This is a genomic window from Streptomyces sp. PH9007, assembly GCF_059813725.1.
On record NZ_CM187440.1, the window covers coordinates 4,199,224 to 4,219,010 of the forward strand.

General features: G+C 73.5%; 19 protein-coding genes and 1 pseudogene. 13 read left to right on the top strand and 7 right to left on the bottom strand.

All coding sequences use genetic code 11. The features are described from left to right. Positions 1-37 precede the first annotated feature (37 nt). Together dapE and ACTFAP_RS19410 are read left to right on the top strand one after the other, a co-directional pair. Positions 38-1,117 (top strand): succinyl-diaminopimelate desuccinylase, encoded by a 1,080-nt coding sequence (gene dapE, locus ACTFAP_RS19405; RefSeq protein WP_500466970.1) that lies wholly within the window; start codon positions 38-40, stop codon positions 1,115-1,117. Positions 1,118-1,225: 108 nt separating this feature from the next. Continuing rightward, the gene (locus ACTFAP_RS19410) at positions 1,226-1,978 is read left to right on the top strand and encodes an LOG family protein (RefSeq protein ID WP_390117349.1); all 753 of its coding nucleotides are present in this window, start codon (positions 1,226-1,228) and stop codon (positions 1,976-1,978) included. A gap of 40 nt (positions 1,979-2,018) precedes the next feature. On the opposite strand, the gene folP is transcribed toward ACTFAP_RS19410, so the two are convergent. Further along, positions 2,019-2,879 (bottom strand): dihydropteroate synthase, encoded by an 861-nt coding sequence (gene folP, locus ACTFAP_RS19415; protein ID WP_500466971.1) that lies wholly within the window; start codon positions 2,877-2,879, stop codon positions 2,019-2,021. A 116-nt stretch (positions 2,880-2,995) separates the two neighbouring features. On the opposite strand from folP, the gene ACTFAP_RS19420 reads away from it, so the two are divergent. Continuing rightward, on the top strand, positions 2,996-3,355 hold the full coding sequence (locus tag ACTFAP_RS19420; protein WP_495681711.1) for a DivIVA domain-containing protein: 360 nt from the start codon (positions 2,996-2,998) through the stop codon (positions 3,353-3,355). Between the two features lie 46 nt (positions 3,356-3,401). Here ACTFAP_RS19420 and ACTFAP_RS19425 read toward each other — a convergent pair whose 3' ends face one another. After that, positions 3,402-4,196 (bottom strand): enoyl-CoA hydratase/isomerase family protein, encoded by a 795-nt coding sequence (locus ACTFAP_RS19425; RefSeq protein ID WP_500466972.1) that lies wholly within the window; start codon positions 4,194-4,196, stop codon positions 3,402-3,404. A gap of 201 nt (positions 4,197-4,397) precedes the next feature. Here ACTFAP_RS19425 and ACTFAP_RS19430 point away from each other — a divergent pair, with 201 nt between their 5' ends. Beyond that, positions 4,398-4,565 carry a DUF3117 domain-containing protein gene (locus ACTFAP_RS19430; protein ID WP_019434894.1) on the top strand — a complete coding sequence of 56 codons (168 nt, stop codon included), beginning with the start codon at positions 4,398-4,400 and terminating at the stop codon, positions 4,563-4,565. A 120-nt stretch (positions 4,566-4,685) separates the two neighbouring features. Here ACTFAP_RS19430 and ACTFAP_RS19435 read toward each other — a convergent pair whose 3' ends face one another. Then, complete coding sequence (locus ACTFAP_RS19435; RefSeq protein WP_078635784.1) at positions 4,686-5,336, bottom strand: O-methyltransferase; 651 nt, start codon at positions 5,334-5,336, stop codon at positions 4,686-4,688. A gap of 161 nt (positions 5,337-5,497) precedes the next feature. On the opposite strand from ACTFAP_RS19435, the gene sigE reads away from it, so the two are divergent. After that, positions 5,498-6,277, top strand: a complete 780-nt coding sequence (gene sigE, locus ACTFAP_RS19440) for an RNA polymerase sigma factor SigE (RefSeq protein ID WP_390117342.1) — start codon at positions 5,498-5,500, stop codon at positions 6,275-6,277. Continuing rightward, the gene (locus ACTFAP_RS19445) at positions 6,274-7,131 is read left to right on the top strand and encodes a zf-HC2 domain-containing protein (protein ID WP_495681714.1); all 858 of its coding nucleotides are present in this window, start codon (positions 6,274-6,276) and stop codon (positions 7,129-7,131) included. The genes sigE and ACTFAP_RS19445 overlap by 4 nt, the downstream gene beginning before the upstream one ends. Positions 7,132-7,311: 180 nt before the next feature. Here ACTFAP_RS19445 and ACTFAP_RS19450 read toward each other — a convergent pair whose 3' ends face one another. Then, entirely contained in the window at positions 7,312-7,599 is a 288-nt protein-coding gene (locus tag ACTFAP_RS19450) for a hypothetical protein (protein WP_500469601.1), read from the bottom strand. Positions 7,600-7,948: 349 nt separating this feature from the next. Between ACTFAP_RS19450 and ACTFAP_RS19455 the strand changes: the two genes are divergently transcribed. The 3 genes from ACTFAP_RS19455 to ACTFAP_RS19465 all read left to right on the top strand — a co-directional run bounded on the left by ACTFAP_RS19455 (position 7,949) and on the right by ACTFAP_RS19465 (position 11,380). Beyond that, positions 7,949-9,979, top strand: a complete 2,031-nt coding sequence (locus ACTFAP_RS19455; RefSeq protein ID WP_500469499.1) for a S1C family serine protease — start codon at positions 7,949-7,951, stop codon at positions 9,977-9,979. Positions 9,980-10,078: 99 nt separating this feature from the next. Beyond that, on the top strand, positions 10,079-10,552 hold the full coding sequence (locus ACTFAP_RS19460) for a sec-independent translocase (RefSeq protein ID WP_390117338.1): 474 nt from the start codon (positions 10,079-10,081) through the stop codon (positions 10,550-10,552). A 138-nt stretch (positions 10,553-10,690) separates the two neighbouring features. Further along, complete coding sequence (locus tag ACTFAP_RS19465) at positions 10,691-11,380, top strand: hypothetical protein (RefSeq protein ID WP_390117336.1); 690 nt, start codon at positions 10,691-10,693, stop codon at positions 11,378-11,380. 52 nt (positions 11,381-11,432) lie between these two features. Here ACTFAP_RS19465 and ACTFAP_RS19470 read toward each other — a convergent pair whose 3' ends face one another. Beyond that, positions 11,433-12,584: an Mrp/NBP35 family ATP-binding protein gene (locus ACTFAP_RS19470; RefSeq protein ID WP_390117334.1), complete on the bottom strand. Its 1,152-nt coding sequence runs from the start codon at positions 12,582-12,584 to the stop codon at positions 11,433-11,435. A gap of 178 nt (positions 12,585-12,762) precedes the next feature. Between ACTFAP_RS19470 and ACTFAP_RS19475 the strand changes: the two genes are divergently transcribed. Next, complete coding sequence (locus ACTFAP_RS19475; protein WP_495681715.1) at positions 12,763-13,473, top strand: hypothetical protein; 711 nt, start codon at positions 12,763-12,765, stop codon at positions 13,471-13,473. A 13-nt stretch (positions 13,474-13,486) separates the two neighbouring features. After that, the gene (locus ACTFAP_RS19480) at positions 13,487-14,035 is read left to right on the top strand and encodes a hypothetical protein (RefSeq protein ID WP_400009967.1); all 549 of its coding nucleotides are present in this window, start codon (positions 13,487-13,489) and stop codon (positions 14,033-14,035) included. 105 nt (positions 14,036-14,140) lie between these two features. On the opposite strand, the gene ACTFAP_RS19485 is transcribed toward ACTFAP_RS19480, so the two are convergent. Further along, positions 14,141-14,878, bottom strand: coding sequence for a ferritin-like fold-containing protein (locus ACTFAP_RS19485; RefSeq protein ID WP_390117329.1), 738 nt, complete (start codon positions 14,876-14,878; stop codon positions 14,141-14,143). Between the two features lie 388 nt (positions 14,879-15,266). On the opposite strand from ACTFAP_RS19485, the pseudogene ACTFAP_RS19490 reads away from it, so the two are divergent. After that, a pseudogene (locus ACTFAP_RS19490) lies at positions 15,267-16,680 on the top strand (DEAD/DEAH box helicase); the annotation flags it as partial. Between the two features lie 191 nt (positions 16,681-16,871). On the opposite strand, the gene ACTFAP_RS19495 reads toward ACTFAP_RS19490, so the two are convergent. Then, a complete protein-coding gene (locus ACTFAP_RS19495; protein WP_500466973.1) occupies positions 16,872-18,692 on the bottom strand; it encodes a bifunctional metallophosphatase/5'-nucleotidase in 1,821 nt (606 codons plus the stop codon). 133 nt (positions 18,693-18,825) lie between these two features. On the opposite strand from ACTFAP_RS19495, the gene ACTFAP_RS19500 reads away from it, so the two are divergent. After that, entirely contained in the window at positions 18,826-19,785 is a 960-nt protein-coding gene (locus ACTFAP_RS19500) for an alpha/beta fold hydrolase (protein ID WP_500466974.1), read from the top strand. The last annotated feature ends 2 nt before the right edge of the window (positions 19,786-19,787 follow it).

The following is a 19,787-nucleotide window of genomic DNA, read 5'->3' on the forward strand; positions in this document are numbered from 1 at the left end:
GGTCACCGCCGGATCACCCACCGGTACCCTCGTCCGCATGGAACCACCCGCACTTGACCTCGCTCTCGACGCCCCCGCCCTCACCGCCCAGCTCGTGGACATCCCCTCGGTGAGCGGTTCGGAGAAGTCCCTGGCCGACGCCGTCGAAAGCGCCCTGCGCGCACTGCCGCACCTGCGGGTGGACCGCTACGGCAACAACGTCGTCGCCCGCACCGACGCCGGCCGCGCCGAACGCGTCCTGCTCGCCGGCCACCTCGACACCGTGCCGATCGCCGGCAACCTGCCCTCCCGGCTGGACGAGGAAGGGCTGCTGTGGGGCTGCGGCACCACCGACATGAAGGCCGGCGTCGCCGTCCAGCTGCGCATCGCCGCCACCGTGCCCGAGCCCAACCGCGATCTCACCTTCGTCTTCTACGACAACGAGGAGGTCGAGTCCGAGCGCAACGGCCTGCGGCACCTCGCCGCCGTCCACCCCGAGTGGCTGGCCGCCGACTTCGCCGTTCTGCTGGAGCCCTCCACCGGTGAGGTCGAGGGCGGCTGCCAGGGCACGCTGCGCGTCCAGGTGAAGCTGCCCGGCGTGCGCGCCCACTCCGCCCGCTCCTGGATGGGCTCCAACGCCATCCACGCCGCCGCCCCCGTGCTGGCCGCCCTCGCCGCCTACGAGCCGCGCCGCCCGGTCATCGACGGCCTGGAGTACCACGAGGGCCTCAACGCCGTCGGCATCGAGGGCGGCGTCGCCGGCAACGTCATCCCCGACGCCTGCGTCGTCACCGTGAACTACCGCTACGCCCCCGACCGCGGCGAGGACCAGGCCATCGCCCACGTCCGCGAGGTCTTCGCCGACTGCGGCGCCCTGGAGATCGAGGTCACCGACCACGCCCCCGGCGCCCTGCCCGGACTCTCCCACCCGGCCGCCCAGGCGTTCATGGCGGCGGTCGGCGGCGAGGCCCGGCCCAAGTTCGGCTGGACGGACGTCTCCCGGTTCAGCGCGCTCGGCATCCCGGCGGTCAACTACGGCCCCGGCGAGGCCAGCCTGGCGCACCGCCGCGACGAACGGGTGGACACCGCCCTGATCACCCGCTGCGAGGAGCGGCTGCGCGCCTGGCTCGGCGCGTAACGGCAGGTGACAGCCGGGGTAATGCACTGTCCCGCGCCCTTTCATCAGCGCTTCACTTTTGCCACCGTACGCTGAGTGAGGAGTACGGACCGTCGTAAGGAGCAACGCATGAGCAGCAGCCCGGAGTACCGGCCGGCCACCGACGGCCGCCGTGAGCAGCGCCTGGGCCCGGTGGTGCGCCGCCGCGAACAGGTGGTGCCCGGGACGGCCGACCAGCGGCTGCTGGACACCCGTGGCCCCTCCGACTGGGTGCACGGCGACCCGTGGCGGGTGCTGCGCATTCAGTCCGAGTTCGTCGAGGGCTTCGGCGCGCTGGCCGAACTCGGCCCGGCCGTCAGCGTCTTCGGATCGGCCCGGACGCCACCCGGCTCGCCCGAGTACGAGGCCGGGGTGCGCATCGGGCGCGGGCTCGCCGAGGCCGGCTTCGCGGTGGTCACCGGCGGCGGTCCCGGCGCGATGGAGGCCGCGAACAAGGGCGCCGCCGAGCACGGCGGGGTCTCCGTCGGCCTCGGCATCGAACTGCCCTTTGAGCAGGGGCTCAACGAGTACGTGAACATCGGCGTCAACTTCCGCTACTTCTTCGTCCGCAAGACGATGTTCGTGAAGTACGCGCAGGGCTTCCTGGTGCTGCCCGGCGGCATGGGCACGATGGACGAGCTGTTCGAGGCGCTCACCCTCGTCCAGACCCAGAAGGTGACCCGCTTCCCCATCGTGCTGGTGGGCCGCGACTACTGGCAGGGCCTCGCCGACTGGCTGCGGCACACCATGATCGCCGGCGGCAAGGCGTCCGAGAAGGACCTCGACCTCTTCCACGTCACGGACGACGAGGACGAGGCGATCGCCCTGGTCACCAAGCCGTAGCGGCCACGGCGCCGAGCACGGCCACGGCTCCGCGCACCGGCTACGCCAGCCCGCGGCGGGCGACCGCCGGGGGCCGGTGGCCGGCGATCGAGGCCACCATCTCCAGCACCTGCCGGGTCTCGGCGACCTCGTGCACCCGGTAGACGCGGGCCCCCAGCCAGGCGGACACCGCCGTGGTGGCCAGCGTCCCGATCAGCCGCTCCTTGACCGGCCGGTCCAGCGTCTCGCCCACGAAGTCCTTGTTGGACAGCGACACCAGCACCGGCCATCCGGTGGCCGTCATCTCCTCAAGACGCCGGGTCGCCTCCAGCGAATGCCGGGTGGACTTCCCGAAGTCGTGCCCCGGGTCGATGAGCACGGCGTCCCGCCGCACCCCCAGCCCCACCGCGCGCTCCGCCAGGCCCACCGTGGTGCGCAGGATGTCCGCCATCACGTCGTCGTAGGTGACCCGGTGCGGGCGGGTACGCGGCCGCGCACCGCCCGCGTGGGTGCACACCAGGCCCACCCCGTGCCGGGCGGCGACCTCGGCCAGCTTCGGATCGACCCCGCCCCAGGCGTCGTTGAGCAGGTCGGCGCCCTCCGCGCACACCGCCTCGCCCACCTCGTGCCGCCAGGTGTCCACGCTGATCACGATGTCCGGGTGGCGGCGGCGCACCTCGGCGACGAAGCCGGCCGTGCGCCGGATCTCCTCCGCCGCGTCCACCTCCTGGCCCGGGCCCGCCTTGACCCCGCCGATGTCGATGATCGCCGCGCCCTCGGCCACCGCCCGGCCGACCCGCTCCAGGGCCGGGCCGTCGTCGAAGGTGGCGCCCCGGTCGTAGAAGGAGTCGGGCGTGCGGTTCACGATCGCCATGATCACCGGCTCGTCGGCGGCGAACTCTCGGTTCCCCAGGCGCAGCATTGTCGGGTCAGCCCTCCCATAAGCGGCGGTTCCACTCCGTCATGAACCTACCTGGCCCCTGTCCCGGGCGGGGCATGGCACGATCGGTACCCCCAAGTGAGAGGCGGTCGGGCGCGGTGTTCTGGTTTCTGATGGCGGCCATGGTGGCGGTCGTCGCGGCGGTCGCGCTGGCGGTGCTGGGCAGTGGGGACGGCTCGGGCGGGCCGGTGACGGGCGGGCTGCCGGAGGCGCAGCCGGACCGGGCGGACGATCCGCTGCCGGTGGACCGGCCGCTGAGCGCGGCGGACGTGGTGGCGGTACGGCTGCCGGTGGCGGCACGTGGCTACCGGATGGCGGAGACCGACGACGTACTGGACCGGCTCGCGGCCGAACTGGCCGAGCGGGACGCGCGGATCGCGGCGCTGGAGTACGAACTGGGGCGGGTGCGCGAGGACGGCCGGCCCCCGGCCGGCGCCGAGACGGAGCCGGGGGCCTGAGGGCGGTGGCGGCCCGGCGCCCGGCAGCGGGCGCCCGGCCGCGCGGTCACTCGCCCCGGAAGCTGGGCCGTTCCTTGGCGACGAAGGCGGCCACGGCGGCGCGGTGATCGGCGGACGCCCCGGCGCGCTGCTGCAACTCGGCCTCGTGCGCCAGGGACTGCGTCAGCGTGTGGGTGGCGCCGTGTGCCAGCGCCGACTTGATCGCGGCGTAGGCGAGGGTGGGGCCCTCGGCGAGCCGGTGGGCCAGTGTGCGGGCCTCGTCCGCGAGTTCGGCGTCGGGCACCACGCGCTGGGCGATGCCCAGGCGCAGCGCCTCCGCCGCGTCGAGGGAACGCGGGAAGAGCAGCAGATCGGCGGCCCGGCCCGGGCCCACGAAGCGCGGCAGGGTCCAGGAGAGACCGGAGTCGGCGCCGAGTCCGACCTGGGCGAAGGAAGTGTTGAAGGAGGCGCTCTCGGCGACGAGCCGGTAGTCGGCGGCGAGCGCGAATCCGAATCCGGCGCCGGCCGCCACGCCGTTCACCGCGGCCAGTACGGGCTTGGGCATGTCCGTGATGGCTTCGGTGATGGGGTTGTAATGCTCGGTGACGGTATTCATGGGGGGTCCGTCGGGTCCGGTGTTCCGCAGGATCCCGATGTGTTCCTTCAGATCCTGTCCCACGCAGAACGCGCGCCCGTTCCCGGTGAGCAGAACCGCGCGTACGGCACGTTCCGTGGCGGCCGTGCGCAGGGCGTCGCGCAGGGCTTCCTTGGTGCCGAGATCCAGGGCGTTCATTGCCTCGGGACGGTTCAGCGTAATGGTCGCGAGACTCTCGGTGACGTGGTAGAGCACAGTGTCGGCCATGCTGCACAGCATAGGGATGCGATACCCGGTCCCTGCTGCCGAATTGGGGGGATATGTGAGTATGCGTTGCCGAAGGGAGATCCTCCGATGTTGGTCAGAGGGTCACTCGATGCGGGATAATGGCCGAGAAGCAATGTGTTCGATGCCGGTGACGCTCGGGTTGTCGGCTGCGATGTAGCGGTTTCAGGAAGGGGAACGAGCATGGCGGCCATGAAGCCGCGGACGGGCGATGGCCCGCTCGAGGTGACCAAGGAGGGGCGGGGCATCATCATGCGCGTCCCGCTCGAAGGCGGCGGCCGGCTCGTTGTCGAGCTGACCCCGGACGAAGCGGTCGCTCTCGATGAGGAGCTGAAGAAGGTGACCGGCTGAGCCGGCGAGCACCACGTGCTGTACAACCTTTGGCGCTGCCCCGGCCGGTGACGGTCCGGGGCAGCGCTGGTGTTTACGGACGGTGCGTGATCCGCCGCTGCGGGGTCATCTGCGGCGGGGTCATCTGCGGGCGGCGCACAGCAGACCGTCACCGGCGGGCAGCAGCGCGGGCATGAGCTCCTCGCTCTCCCGCACCGCGCGCAGCAGCTCGCGCAGCTTGAGCACCTCGGTGGGCTGCGGCCCCGAGCCGACGGTCCGGCCGCCGGCGAAGACCCCCGCGAAGCAGACCAGCCCCCCGGGGCGCAGGAGCCGCAACGATTCTGCGAGGTAGGCGAGGTACTCGAGCCGGTCCGCGTCGCAGAACACCAGGTCGTAGCCGCCGTCGGTGAGCCGCGGCAGCACATCCAGGGCGTGCCCGGGGATGAAGCGGGCCCGGTTCGCGGCGAACCCGGCCGTACGGAACGCCTGGCGCGCGAACTGGAGCCGCTCGGGCTCGATGTCCACGGTGGTCAGCACGCCGTCCGGGCGCATCCCCTGGAGAAGATGGATGCCGGAGACCCCGGTGCCGGTGCCGATCTCCACCACCGCGCGGGCCCCGCAGGCCGCGGCGAGCAGCCGCAGGGTGTCACCGGCGCCCGGGGAGACGGGCCGTACCCCGCCCTCTACCGACCGGTCGTGGGCCCAGCGCAGAGCCGTCCCCTCGGGGCTCTCGGCGTCCGGAGACCCGTACGCCTCAGCGAACGCCCAGCTCGTCAGCCGGTTGCCGGTAATGGCCTTCTCCTGTCCCCCGTCTTTCGCGCGCTTTGACTGTAGCGACTCCGGGCGGGAACCGGATCGGCGGTCCGGACGTTTGATCTCTCGCAGGGGTTCGGCAGACGTGCGGCCGAAAGCCGGTCATAAATACTTATCCGGAGTTAACGGGCGAGGTGGCTATGGTAGGCACTCCACTGGACACCACCAGAGCCGACAGGGGAGGTGCGGCCGCGTCTGAGGGCAGGGGAGTGCTCAAGCGCTTCCGGCGCTCTTCCGGCGGGCCGAATTCTGTGACTGACATCGTTGACGGAGCCCACACCGACACCGGATCCGCTGACGGCGCTCCCGCCGCCACCGCGACCTTCAGTGCGGGGCCCGACGGCCAGACCTGGGCCCCGCCCAGCTGGGACGAGATCGTCAGTACCCACAGTGCCCGCGTCTACCGGCTCGCCTACCGGCTCACCGGTAATCAGCACGACGCGGAGGACCTCACCCAGGAGGTCTTCGTACGGGTATTCCGTTCGCTCTCCACGTACACCCCCGGCACATTCGAGGGGTGGCTGCACCGGATCACCACGAACCTCTTCCTGGACATGGTCCGCCGCAAGCAGCGGATCCGCTTCGACGCGCTGGGCGACGACGCCGCCGAGCGGCTGCCCAGCCGCGAGCCCACCCCGCAGCAGCACTTCCACGACACCCACTTCGACGCGGACGTCCAGCAGGCGCTCGACACGCTGGCCCCGGACTTCCGGGCCGCGGTGGTGCTGTGCGACATCGAGGGTCTCAGCTACGAGGAGATCGCCACCACGCTGGGCGTGAAGCTCGGCACGGTCCGCAGCCGTATCCACCGGGGCCGTTCGCACCTGCGCAAGGCGCTCAAGCACCGTTCACCGCGCGGCAAGGCGGTACGGGCGCCGGAGCCGGAGCCGGCGCTGGCTGCCGGGGGTGCGGCGGAGTGAGCGTCGCGCCGGAACCGGGCGCGGGCCAGGCGGATCGCCATCTCGGGGAGAGCTTGGCCGCGCTGATCGACGGAGAGCTGTCCCACGACAGCCGGGACCGGGTGCTCGCGCACCTGGCCACCTGTGCCGACTGCAAGGCGGAGGCCGACGCGCAGCGCCGGCTCAAGAGCGTGTTCGCCGAGAGCCCGCTGCCCACCCTGTCCTCCGGGCTGCTGGCCCGGCTCCAGGGCCTGCCCGCCGCGGGCGCGGCGGGTACGGGCTCCGCGCCGCCGGGCCCGCCCGGTGCTTCGGCAGGACCGCGGCCCGGGCCCTTCGGCCTGGGCCGCGGTTCCGCGCTGCCCGGGGGAGCGGATGGCGAATCGCTGCTCAGCAGGTCGGGGCTCGGCCCCGACCGGGGCTTCCGCATCCACCAGCCGGCCCGCGCCGCCCGTGCGACGGCGCGCGACAGCCGTCCGTCCTCGGGCCACCGTTTCGCCTTCGCGGCGGCGGGAGCGGTCTCGGTGGCCGCCCTGGCCATCGCGGGCGCCGTCAGCAGCGCCGGCCTTGGCACCCCGCCCACGGCGGGTTCCCCGGGCACGGCCCACCCGTCCTCCGCCGGTACGACCGCGGCCATGGCCACCGCCCGCACCTCCGGCCGGGTGGCCGAGGGGGACACCGAGCAGACGGTGGAGGCCCCCGGCTCCCGCGCGGTGGGAGCGCCGGGCCCGGGTCTGTCGGGGGCGCTGGGGCCGGTCGCCCTGAGCGGCCAGCAGTACCCCATACCGTTGTGGAACACCGAACCGATCGTCTGGCCCCTCGCCGCCTCCCCGGGACCTTCACCGACCACCGCGCTCGGAGCAGTGAGCCCGCGCTGAATCCGCCGGACGGACCTGGTTGAATCCATTGCCGGAACTTGGCGGTGCGGACACGATGGGGACTGCGATGGACACAGGGCAGGGCAGCACGTCGTGGGGCCCGGAGGACGAGAGCGGTCAGGACCCGTACGGGACGCCGCCGTACGGGCAGCCCGGCCCCTGGGCCCCGGCGCCCCCCGTTCAGCACCCCACCCCCGCGTCGGGCACGCCGACCGGGACCCCGGCTGCGGGCACGCCGACCGGCACTCCGGCTCCGGGTGCCCCGACCGGGACCCCGGCGGCGGGCACGGCGGTGCCGCCGGGGGCGGGCGCCCCCACGCCCCAGGCACCGCCGCCGCCCGTGAGCCCGCCGGCCGGGGTGGGGCTGGCGAAGCACACACCCGCCACGGGTACGACGACACGCCCGCCCGAGCCACCCGCCGCGAGCGCCGCCACACCCCCGGCGGGCACGCCGGGGCCCGCGACCACCGGCGCGCACGCACATGGGCACCCTGACGGCTTCGGCCCGCCGCCCGGCTCCACCGGCGGTCAGCCCCCGGCGGCCGACGCGGGCGCCCACGGCCCCGGGGGCACGGCACCCGAGCCCCCGCCCGGCACAGCCGGTCAGCACACGCCCGAACCCGGGACGGGCGCAGCCGACGGCGGACGCCCCTCGACGACCCCTGCCCCGACCGTCACCGGCGGGACGACCCCACCGGCCGGAACAGCGCGGCCGGAGACCGGCGCGGGCGCCTTCGGACCCGGCGCCGCCCAGGACGGCGGTACGGCGGCACCCGGGGCCGGTACGCCGAGCCCCGGCCGGGTCACCCCGGCCCCCGTGGGCCACACTCCGGCAGCCGGTACCGCCGGACCCGGCGCGGGCGGTGCGACCCCACCGCCGGGCGGATACGGCTACGGCGCTCCTGTACCGGGGACGCCGCCGCGTACGCCGGAGCACCCCGCGAGCGCGGCAGCGTCCGCGCCGGGGACCGGAGCCCCCGGCGCCGGGCACGGCGCCCCACCGGGGCAGACCCCGGCGCTCGGGACACCCTCGGCGGGGGGCCACGGCTACGGTGCCGCTCCGGCCGCCCCGGCGGGGCAGACCCCGGCGGCCGGCACGCCGGCGCCCGGCAGCGGCGGGCCCCCGTCGCCCCCCGCAGGGGGGCACAGCTACGGCGCTCCGCCCGCCACCGGCACGGCGGCACCCGGCGCGGCTTCGGCAGCGCCCGCGGCCGGCACCGGTGGGACCACGCCACCGCCGGGCACCCCCGCCGGGGGCGGCTACGGCTACGGCACGGCGCCCACCGCAGGCGGCCCCGTGCCCGCGGGGCAGACCGGCCAGGCTCCGGAACCCGGTGCGAGCGGGCCCACCCCGCCTCCGGGAGCCCCTCCCGCAGCGGCACACCCCCACGGCGGTACGCCCTCGCCCGGCACCGAAGGGCCCACGCCCCCGCCGGGCACCCCCGCCGGGGGCGGCTACGGCTACGGCACGGCGCCCACCGCAGGCGGCCCCGCCCCCGCGGGGCAGACGCCGGGGTCCGGGCCGGGCGGGTACGGGCACGGTGGTGCCGCCGGGCCCGGGCCGGGACCGGCGGGTGCCCAGGACAGCGACGCCCACCTCCCCGCCGGTCAGACCGCCGCTCCCGGCGGCTATCCGGAGGCGCCGCCCGGTGACGGGCTGCGGCGGTACGACCCCTGGGGCGTCTCCGTTCCCGCCGCCGGTGAAGCGGCCGACACCGCCGTCGCGACCCGGCCGCGACGCGGCACGCTCGTGCTCGGGGCCGTCGTCATCGCGCTCGTCGCCGGCCTCATCGGCGGCGGCGTCGGGGTCTACCTCGAACGCGAGGGCCAGTTCAGCGCCGTGCGGCTGCCGCAGGCGGGGTCCGAGCGCGGGTCAGCGCCCGCCGGAAGCATCGCCGGGATCGCCGAGGCCGCCCTCCCCGGTGTGGTCACCCTGCACGTCCAGGGCGGCGGCGCCGCCGGGACCGGGACCGGCTTCGTCCTCGACGACCGGGGCCACATCCTCACCAACGCGCACGTGGTGCGCCCCGCGGCCGGCAGCAACGGCGCGATACAGGTCACCTTCCACAGCGGTGACACCGCGAGCGCCGAGATCGTCGGCCAGGACGCCGGCTACGACCTGGCCGTCGTGAAGGTCACCGGCGTCTCCGGGCTGACCCCGCTGCCGCTGGGCGACTCCGACGGCGTCCGGGTCGGCGACCCGGTGGTCGCCATCGGCGCCCCCTTCGATCTGGCGGGCACCGTCACCTCCGGCATCATCAGCGCCGTGAACCGGCCGATCACCGCCGGGGGCGAGGAGTCGGACGGCTCGGACGTGTCGTACGTGAACGCTCTGCAGACCGACGCCCCCATCAATCCGGGGAACTCGGGCGGCCCCCTCGTCGATCTCAACGGCCATGTCATCGGGATCAACAGCGCGATCCGTGCCCCGGAGCCGATGGGTGCGGACGGCGGCCAGGCCGGCAGCGTCGGGCTCGGGTTCGCCATACCGATCAACCAGGGCAAGGACATCGCCGAGCAGCTGATCAACACCGGCCGGGCCACCCACCCCGTCATCGGGGTGACGCTCGACCTCAGCTACCGGGGCACCGGTGCCAAGGTCGGCACCGCGGCCGGCAACGACGGCGGCACCGCCGTCGAGCCCGGCGGCCCCGGGGACCGCGCCGGGCTCCGGGAGGGCGATGTGATCACCGCCGTCAACGGCCAGCGGGTCCGCAGCGGCGACGAGCTGATCGTCAAGATCCGCAGCCACCGGCCGGGGGACGAACTCGTCCTCACCGTGCAGCGGGACGGAGAGGACCTGGAACTTCCGGTGACTCTCGGTGAGGCATCGGGGGGCCGAGAGTGATGTGGCCCGCTGTTTACCGTCCGATGGCGCCCCACGCCTCCCACCTCCGGCCCCCGGCCGGTACCGTGGCGTGGTCCAGACGTGTGAGGGAGCAGCCAGGTGTTCTTCGATATCGGATCACTGGAATTCCTGGTGATCATTGTGCTGGCCATCCTGGTCTTCGGGCCCGAGAAACTGCCGAAGATGATCCAGGACGCCACCCGGCTCATCCGTAAGATCCGGGACTTCTCGGACAACGCCAAGCAGGACATCCGCTCGGAGCTGGGCCCCGAGTTCAAGGACTTCGAGTTCGAGGACCTGAACCCCAAGCGCTTCGCGCAGAAGCACCTGCTCGACAAGGACGACACCTACGGCCTGAAGGAACTGCGCGAGAACCTCGACATCCGCAAGGAGCTGACCGAGGTCACCGACTCCGTGAACGGCCGCGCCCCGCGCCGTGCCATCGCGCCCGACACCTCGGGCAAGGTGGAGCTGGCCAAGACCGGCGGCACCCCGGTGGACCTCGGCAAGCCGGGTGACGCCGCCCGCGTCGCGCAGGAGGCCCCGCCCCCGTTCGACGCCGACGCCACCTGACCGGGTGGATTCAGCCTGCTTGTGGGTCATATGGGCCCACCGGTCGATCGGCCCTGCCCACCTGCCAGGACGCTGATGGCTATCCTCCCTATGTCCGGGGTGTGCCCAGGACGAGGGCAATGAGGAGGCGTCGCGCAGATGGAGACGACGAGGCGGGCAGAGCCGCAGGACGCCATGGGGGAGCCCGGGCCGTCCGGGTCCGGGGGACAGGACGCGCCCCAGGCGGTCCCCGGTGCGCGCCGCGCGGCGGTGGACGGATATCTGCTGGCGGGGTTCCCCTGGTACGGGCTCGATGAGGCCTTCACGGGCCGTCGCTGGCTGATGCAGGTCGGCGCCGCCACGGACGGCACGGTCGAGCACGGATCCACCGGGCACGGCGACGAGCCGTCGCTGCTGACCGAGCTGGGCCAGGAGGAGCAGCGTTTCACGGTGGTGGTGACGGTCGCGTCGCGGCCCGTGCGGCGCAGCCCGGACGGCACCGGCGTACTGGAGGCCACCTCGGTCTCCTCGGCCGCCTGGCTGGCCGGTGCGGGGCTGCTCGCCGGGACCTGGCCGGCCCAGATGGAGCGGGCGCTGCGGCAGGACTGGCTGGACCAGCAGACCGCGATCGCCTGGGAGCTGGCGGACGATCTGGACGGCGGCGCCTGGTCGATCCTGCAACTGCCGGTGGACGGGGTGCAGACCGACTTCCACTACCGGGAGTCGGAGTACGGGTGGGTGCTGGCCGCCGCCGCGGCGGACGGCGTGCACATCGGCGCCTACGGGCGGGGGATGAGCGCGTACGGCCTCGGCTTCTCCGTGATCAAGGACCTGGAGAGCTACACCTAGGGCCGTACGCCCCTCGGAGGGTGGGCCGACCGCCCACCCTCACATCCGTCGGTCAGAACTTGTTGCGCGGGGTGATACCCAGGGACAGGCCGGACAGTCCGCGCTGCCGCCCGCCGAGCGCGTCGGCGATCTTGAGCAGCGCCGCCCCGGCCGGGGAGTCCGGGTCGCTCAGCACCACCGGCTTGCCCTCGTCGCCGCCCTCGCGCAGGCGGACGTCGATGGGGATGCTGCCCAGCACCGGAACCTCGGCGCCGGTGGTTTTCGTCAGCCCGTCCGCCACCCGCTGGCCGCCGCCGCTGCCGAAGACGTCCACCATCTCGTCGCAGTGCGGGCAGGGCAGGCCCGACATGTTCTCGACCACGCCGACGATCTTCTGGTGGGTCTGCACGGCGATCGACCCGGCCCGCTCGGCGACCTCGGCGGCGGCCTGCTGCGGGGTGGTGACGACGAGGATCTCGGCGTTGGGGACCAGCTGCGCCACCGAGATGGCGATGTCGCCGGTGCCGGGCGGCAGGTCGAGCAGCAGGACGTCCAGGTCGCCCCAGTACACGTCGGCGAGGAACTGCTGCAGCGCGCGGTGCAGCATCGGGCCGCGCCACACCACCGGGGCGTTGCCCGGGGTGAACATCCCGATGGAGATCACCTTCACGCCGTGCGCGGACGGCGGCATGATCATGTTCTCGACCTGGGTGGGCCGGCCGTCCGTCCCCAGCATCCGGGGCACCGAGTGGCCGTAGATGTCGGCGTCGACGACGCCCACCTTCTGCCCGCGCGCTGCCAGCGCCGCGGCGAGGTTGACGGTCACCGAGGACTTGCCGACCCCGCCCTTGCCGGAGGCCACGCAGTAGACACGGGTGAGCGATCCGGGCTGGGCGAACGGCACCTCCCGTTCGGCCTGCCCGCCGCGCAGGGTGGTCGCCAGTTCCTTGCGCTGCGCGTCGCTCATCACGTCCAGCTCGACGTGCACCTCGCTCACGCCCGGTACGGAGCGCACCGCCGCCGCCACGGAGGAGTGGATCGTCTCCCGCATCGGGCAGCCCTGGACCGTGAGGTAGATGCCGACGGTCACGGAGCCGTCCTGGGCGATCTCGACGGATTTGACCATGCCCAGATCGGTGATCGGCCGGTGGATCTCCGGATCGTTCACCGTGGCGAGCGCGGCCCGAACGGCGCTGTCCGTGGGCTGGGGGATGTCGGTAGCCATGCCACCGATGGTACGGCGGTGCCGGAGCCCAAGAGCTACTGCCTTCAGGGGGGATGGCCGGGTGCGGGTACGCTGCGCCTCAACTCCCCGACCCCTTCGAGGAAAGGCAGCCGACGTGAGGGCAGCGGTCCCCGGATGGCCCAGGTGGCGCAGGGCTGTGCTGGCGCTGGTGTGCGCGATGGCGAGCGTGACGCTCACCGCGTGCGGAGGCGGCGACGAGGACCCCGACGAGGGCACCAACGGCCTGGCGAAGCTGACGGCCGAGGAGATCGAGCAGGAGGCGCGCGGCGCGGTCGAGGGCGCCACCGCCGTACGCCTGTCCGGCACGGTGATCACCGAGGGAACGACGTACCGCCTCGACATGCGGATCGGCGAGGAGGGTGGGGTGGGGGAGGTCTCCACCGAGGGCAGCACCTTCGAGCTGCTGCGGATCGGCGAGGACCTGTACATCAAGGCCGACGTGGGTTTCTGGCAGGCCCAGGGCGGTGAGGACGAGGACGAGGACGCCGGCGAGGATCCCGACCCGGCGTACAAGCTGGACGGGAAGTACGTACGGGTCGCGCCCGATGACCCGGCGTACGAGCAGCTGAGCGGCTTCACCGACCGCCTCGTGCTGTTGGAGGGGCTGCTCGCGCTGGACGGCGAGCGGGCGATAGGGGAGCGGGGTGAGATCGGCGGCGTGCAGACCATCCGTCTGGAGGCGGCGGAGGGCGCCGGCGGCGCCATGGAGGTCTCGCTGATCGGTACGCCGTATCCGCTGCGGTTCGAGCGGGGTGGCGCGGCGGGGGAGCTGACGCTGACGGACTGGAACAAGGAGTTCACGCTGCACGCGCCGCCCGAGGAGGAGATCCTCGACTACGGCGACGAGATGGTCACCGGCAAGGACTGAGGGGCGAGGGCTGATGGATCCGCTGGTTTTCGACCGGGCGCTGATCGAGGAGAGCGCGAAGAAGTCCGCCCTGGTGTGGGTGCGGGGCCCGCAGGGGCCGGCCCGGGGGCTGTGGCACGTGTGGCACGAGGGTGCGGTGTGCCTGGTCGGCGTGAGCGGCGGGGCCGCTGCCGAGGGCGGTGAGCAGCCGCTGGACGGGCTCGGGCTGACGGACGGCGGTTCCGCGACGGTCACCTGCCGCAGCAAGGACAAGGGCGGCCGGCTCATCGTGTGGCCGGCCCGGGTGAGCGAGCCGGAGCCCGGCGGTGAGCTGTGGGAGGCGACGGCCGGCGAGCTCAAGGGCAAGCGGCTCAACGCCCCCGATCAGGACGGACTGCTGGAGCGCTGGGCGCGCGCGTGCCGGGTGCTGCGGCTGGAGCCGGCGGGCCCGGCCGAGCAGCGTCCCGGCGCGATGCCGGACGGGGGCGGGGCGGCGCCGCCGCTGCCGACCCCGGCGGCCACCAGGGTGGCGGCCCCCAGCGGCCTGCCGGTACGGCGCGGCCGGCGTGCGCGCACGGCGTAGCGGGCGGATCCGGGACCGGGAGGCGGCGCGACCCGGCCCGCGAAGCGCGCGACCGGCGGGGCCGCGAGGCCCGTCCCGTTCCCGGCCCCGTCACCCGTCGGTGTCTCAGGCCGACAGGCCCAGGGCCGCCATCCGCTTCGTGTGGGCCTCGGTGATCCGCGAGAACATCCGGCCGATCTCGGCCAGGTCGAAGCCGTCGGCCACTCCGCCCACCAGCATTGTGGACAGCGCGTCCCGGTCCGCCACGACCCGCTGCGCCTGTGAGAGGGCCTCGCCCATCAGCCGCCGCGCCCACAGCGCGAGCCGGCCTCCCACCCGCGGGTCCGCCTCGATGGCCGCCCGTACCTTCTCCACCGCGAACGACGCGTGGCCCGTGTCGTCCAGCACCCGCAGCACCAGGCCCCGGGTGTCCGCGTCGAGCCGGGAGGCGATCTCGCGGTAGAAGTCGGCGGCGATCGCGTCGCCCACGTACGCCTTGACCAGGCCCTCCAGCCAGTCGGACGGGGCGGTCAGGCGGTGGAACTCGTCCAGCGGGACGACGAACGGCTGCATCGCCGCGACCGGCTCCTCGGCGATCGCCGCCAGGTGCTCGGAGACCTGCTCGAAGTGCTGGAACTCCGCCGACGCCATCCGTGCCAGGGCCGCCTTGTCCGCCAGACCCGGCGCCAGCTTGGCGTCCTCGGCCAGTCTTTCGAAGGCGGCGAGTTCCCCGTACGCAAGTGCCCCCAGCAGATCGACCACGGCCGCCCGGTACCGCGGGTCTGCGGAAGCCTCGGCCCAGTCCTTGACGGGCGCGGGGGCGTCGGAAACGGCGGGTTGCTCGGGGCTCTGCGGCGTCTGCATGGTCCGCACAATAGTCCCCGGCCAGGGCCCCGGGGGACCGAGCCCTGACACATATGCACGGTTCCGGGGTACAGTGCTATAGAGGCCCGCCCGGAGGTGGTGGGGCCTTCCCATGCCGGAGTCTGATGGATCCGGGACCAGCCCGGGTTCCATGACCTCCGAGGATGTCCGGTCGGCAGGCCGATCGGCTCCGACCTGACCAGCCCTCCGCGTGGTGGGTGCGCCCCGCAGCCACCACGGTATGAGGGGCCCGCTCGCGCGGTGCGTGCGCTTGAGCGAGACGACCGGGTCCTGCGCCACAGGCGGCCCCAAGGCGGGCCGCCATCGTACGGCGCGGTACTGATGACCCGCCTCGCCGCCACGTGCGCCGCGACACACAGAAGAGGCAATCACCCTGTCCGCCACCACGACATTCCGAGATCTCGGGATTCTTCCCGAGACCGCCGAGGCCCTCGAGGCTGTCGGCATCGTCCATCCGTTCCCCATCCAGGAACTCACCCTTCCCGTCGCGCTCGCCGGTACCGATGTCATCGGCCAGGCGAAGACCGGCACCGGCAAGACCCTCGGCTTCGGGCTTCCCCTCCTGGAGACCGTGACCGTCCCGGCGGACGTCGAGGCGGGCCGGGCCCGCCCCGAGGAGCTGACCGACGCCCCGCAGGCACTCGTGGTCGTCCCCACCCGCGAGCTGTGCCAGCAGGTGACCAACGATCTGCAGACGGCCGGCAAGGTCCGCAACGTCCGCGTGCTGTCGATCTACGGCGGCCGTGCCTACGAGCCGCAGGTCGAGGCGCTGACGCGCGGTGTCGACGTGGTCGTGGGCACCCCGGGCCGGCTGCTCGACCTGGCCGGGCAGCGCAAGCTGCGGCTGTCGGAGATCCGCACCCTGGTGCTGGACGAGGCCGACGAGATGCTCGACCTGGGCTTCCTGCCGGACGTCGAGAAGATCATGCAGCAGCTGCCCGCCAAGCGGCAGACGATGCTGTTCTCCGCGACGATGCCGGGGCAGGTCATCGGCCTGGCGCGGCGCTACATGAGCCAGCCCACCCACATCCGGGCCACCGACCCGGACGACGCGGGCGCGACCGTGGCCAATACCACACAGCACGTGTTCCGGGCGCACTCCATGGACAAGCCGGAGATGGTCTCCCGCATCCTGCAGGCGAACGGGCGCGGGCTCGCGATGGTGTTCTGCCGCACGAAGCGCACCGCCGCCGATGTCGCCGACCAGCTGGCGCGGCGCGGATTCGCCTCCGGCGCGGTCCACGGCGACCTGGGGCAGGGCGCGCGCGAGCAGGCGCTGCGGGCGTTCCGCAACGGCAAGGTCGACGTGCTGGTGTGCACCGATGTCGCGGCGCGCGGCATCGATGTGGAGGGGGTCACGCATGTGATCAACTACCAGACGCCGGAGGACGAGAAGACGTACCTGCACCGCATCGGGCGTACCGGGCGGGCCGGGGCCACCGGTACGGCCGTCACGCTGGTCGACTGGGACGACATCCCGCGCTGGCAGCTGATCAACAAGGCGCTGGAGCTGAACTTCCCCGACCCGGTGGAGACGTACTCGACGTCGCCGCACCTGTTCGAGGCGCTGGAGATCCCCGAGGGGACCAAGGGCATACTGCCCCGGGCCGAGCGCACCCGGGCGGGCCTGGCCGCCGAAGAGGTCGAGGACCTGGGCGGGCGCGAGAGCAAGCGTTCCGGAGGCGGTGGCCGCGCCAAGCAGTCCGCCGACGGGGACGCCGAGCGGCCCCAGCGGACCCGCACCGCGACGCGGCAGCGGCGCCGTACCCGGGGTGGCGTCACGGTGACCGCCGAGGCGGCGGCAGCCGCCGCCGCTGCCGGAGCGCTGCCGGAGCAGGGCGCGGCGGACGTGTCGGACGCTCCGGCGGCCGATGACGCGGCCGGGCCGCGCACCCCGCGCCGTCGCCGGCGGCGCCGCCGTACCACCAGCGGCACCGCCGAGAGCTGAGGCGACGGACGGACGGACTGGCTGTCAGCCGAAGACGGGCTGGCCCGCACGGGTCAGCCGCCAGTCCACGGAGGCGAACCGGGCCGGATCGATCTCACCGTTGGCCTGGACCCAGGTGATGATCGTGTTGCGGATCTCGTCCGAGTTCGCCCACAACTGATCGGCCGCGGCGATGTGCGGGAAGTTTCCGCCGCCGCTGGCCCGGTAGTTGTTGACCGCGAGCACGAACCGCGCGTCGTCCGCGACCGGTTCGCCCGCGAAGCGCAGGTCGGTGATCCGCGAGCCGGCCGGCTCCGCGATGTCGATGTCGTACGTGACGCCGCTGACCGCGTCGTAGTTGTAGTCGGGAATGCCCTCGGCGTTCGTCAGCTTCGCCGGGTCGATCGCCGCACCCGCGGGCGTCCGCACGAAGTAGCGCGCCGAGAACTCCAGATACTCCCGCAGCTGCGCGCCCGTGATGAGTCGCGCCTCCAGGGTGTTCTCGAAGACGTACATCCCCGCCACGTCCCGGATCGTGACGTCCCCGGACGGGATCGCGGCTGAGCGCGAGAAGCACGCGGCCTGGGAGAGCACCGGCAGGTCCGCGTACGCGCCGCCGGCGAGCGCCGCCGTCACCGTCTCGGCCTGCACGAAGTTGATGAAGTCGATGATCGGGGCGTCCTTGTACGCGGCCTCGGCGGCCGACATCGCCTCGGTCGCGGTGCCGATGACCTGGTTGACGTACGCGATGACCCGCTCGTGCTCCTGCGACAGCAGCCGCGTGATGCGCGGGTCCTCGGCGACGGTGTTGGTGTTGCGCACCTCCGAGGAGACCGACTCCACCACCCAGCGGCCCCGTTCCCACGCGACGGAGATGTCGAACACCGTGAGCCGTTTGCCCCAGAACAGCGGTTCGGAGAGCACCACGTCCTTGCCGGTCTCGGCGTTGGTGACCCGGTACTCGGGGATCTCGGCGTGCGCGTGGCCCACCAGGATCGCGTCGATGCCGGGGACCCGCTCGGCGACGATCGCGGCGGCGTTCTCGATGTGCGGCAGCTGGTCGCCGTAGGAGGAGGTGCCGCTGGTGCCGGAGTGGGCGGAGACGATGACCACGTCGGCGCCCATCGAGCGCAGCCGGGGAACGTACAGCGCGGCCTGCTGCTCCAGGCTGGGGAAGGTCATCTTCCCCTCCACATGGGCCCGGTCCCAGATGGCGATGCCGGGGTTGGTCAGGCCCAGCACGGCGACCTTGACGTCCCGGCCACGCGGGGTGGGGACCTTGATCATGTGGTACGGGGGAAAGGCCGGGCGTTCGGTGCGGGCGTCCAGGGCGTTGGCTCCCAGCAGCGGGAAGTCGCACTGCTGCTCGAACTTCCGCAGCAGCGGGATGCCGTAGTTGAACTCGTGGTTGCCCAGGGCCGCGGCGTCGTAGCCGATGGCGTTCATGGCCCGCGCCATCGGGTGCACCGGGCCGCGGCGGGCGGTGATCGGGTCGACCTTGGCGTAGTAGTACGCGAGCTGGGTGCCCTGGAGGGTGTCGCCCGCGTCGATCAGCACGGTGTTGCGGCGGCCGCCCTTCTCGGTGCGGACCTCGTCGATGAGGGTGGAGAGCTTGGCCAGCCCGACATCGTTGCCGCCGGCGTCCTCGAACTCGGCGTCGGTGAAGTAGTCCCAGTTGAAGACGTGGCCGTGCAGATCGGTGGTGCCGAGCACGGAGAAGGTGTGCCGCTTGGTGGTGCCGTTGCCGTTTCCGTGGCCCTGCGGCTGGGGGGTGGCCGACGCCGTGCCGGCGGCGCCCCCGGCGAGCACCACCCCGGCGGAGGTGACGGCGGTTCCGCCCAGGAACTTTCGGCGGTTCAGCGACATGTGGATGACTCCTCGGTGGGGCGGTACGGGCGTAACGCGCGTAGATTCTGGCCCAGAAGTCGTACGAATGACAGACCTTGGCGGTTTCGTCCGGGTGACCGGCCGGTGTCGGGGCACGGATAGGCTGGTCGGCGTGAGCAGGCCGCCTTTTGTTGAGATGCCGCCCGGGGTACGGGTCCACCGGCTGCGTACGCGGCGCGGATCGTTCGCCGCGCTGGACGCCGCACCCGTGGGCCAGCCGGCCGGGACCGTCCTGCTGGTGCCCGGATACACGGGCAGCAAGGAGGACTTCATCGGCCTGCTCGGGCCGCTGGCGGCGGCCGGCTACCGGGCGGTGGCCGTCGACGGGCGCGGGCAGTACGAGACGCCCGGCGGGCACGGCTGGGACTCCTACCGGCTCGGCGCGCTCGCCGAAGACGTCCTGGCGCAGGCCGACGCGCTGACGGCCGACGGGGACACCGCCCCGCTGCACCTGGCCGGGCACTCGCTCGGCGGCCTGATCGCCCGGGGTGCGGTGCTGCGGGCGGCCGAGGGCGGCGCGACACCGTTCGCCTCGCTGACCCTGATCGCCTCGGGCCCCGGCAAGGTCGCCCCCTGGCAGCGCTGGAAGACCCGCTTCCTGACAGCCGGACTCCCGGTGCTGGGCACCACCGGCGTGTGGCGGGTCACCCACCGCACCAAGGAGGCGCTGCCGGACGCCGCGGTCGAGGCCGGGACGTCGGGCACCGAGGGCGTGGTCTCCGACCTGGGCGTGGACGGCTTCCTGCGCCGCCGCTGGCTGGCCACCACCCCGGCCCAGCTGATCGCCACCGGGCGCACCCTGCGGCACGAGCCGGACCGGGTGGAGCAGCTGGCCGCCACCGGGGTGCCGGTGCACGTGCTGTCCGGCGTACGGGACGGGGTGTGGCCGATCGCCCAGCTGGACGCGATGGCGGCCCGGCTGCGGGCCCGCCGCACCATCATCAGGGGCTCGGAGCACTCCCCGAACTCCGAACAGCCCGCCGCCACGGCGGCCGAACTGATCGACTTCTGGCGCTCGGGGCTCGGCGCTCCGAGCGACGGCCCCGGATGCGGGAGCGGGCGGGCGGGCTGACG

What these genes read in the sequence shown, in the direction of transcription:
- ACTFAP_RS19430 (WP_019434894.1), top strand. Translation starts at nt 4,398, where the DNA reads ATGGCGGCCATGAAGCCGCGGACGGGCGATGGCCCGCTCGAGGTGACC.
- ACTFAP_RS19475 (WP_495681715.1), top strand. Translation starts at nt 12,763, where the DNA reads ATGGCGAGCGTGACGCTCACCGCGTGCGGAGGCGGCGACGAGGACCCC.
- ACTFAP_RS19480 (WP_400009967.1), top strand. Translation starts at nt 13,487, where the DNA reads ATGGATCCGCTGGTTTTCGACCGGGCGCTGATCGAGGAGAGCGCGAAG.
- ACTFAP_RS19470 (WP_390117334.1), bottom strand. Translation starts at nt 12,584, where the DNA reads ATGGCTACCGACATCCCCCAGCCCACGGACAGCGCCGTTCGGGCCGCG.
- ACTFAP_RS19465 (WP_390117336.1), top strand. Translation starts at nt 10,691, where the DNA reads ATGGAGACGACGAGGCGGGCAGAGCCGCAGGACGCCATGGGGGAGCCC.
- ACTFAP_RS19495 (WP_500466973.1), bottom strand. Translation starts at nt 18,692, where the DNA reads ATGTCGCTGAACCGCCGAAAGTTCCTGGGCGGAACCGCCGTCACCTCC.
- ACTFAP_RS19485 (WP_390117329.1), bottom strand. Translation starts at nt 14,878, where the DNA reads ATGCAGACGCCGCAGAGCCCCGAGCAACCCGCCGTTTCCGACGCCCCC.
- ACTFAP_RS19410 (WP_390117349.1), top strand. Translation starts at nt 1,226, where the DNA reads ATGAGCAGCAGCCCGGAGTACCGGCCGGCCACCGACGGCCGCCGTGAG.
- dapE (WP_500466970.1), top strand. Translation starts at nt 38, where the DNA reads ATGGAACCACCCGCACTTGACCTCGCTCTCGACGCCCCCGCCCTCACC.
- sigE (WP_390117342.1), top strand. Translation starts at nt 5,498, where the DNA reads ATGGTAGGCACTCCACTGGACACCACCAGAGCCGACAGGGGAGGTGCG.
- folP (WP_500466971.1), bottom strand. Translation starts at nt 2,879, where the DNA reads ATGCTGCGCCTGGGGAACCGAGAGTTCGCCGCCGACGAGCCGGTGATC.
- ACTFAP_RS19425 (WP_500466972.1), bottom strand. Translation starts at nt 4,196, where the DNA reads ATGGCCGACACTGTGCTCTACCACGTCACCGAGAGTCTCGCGACCATT.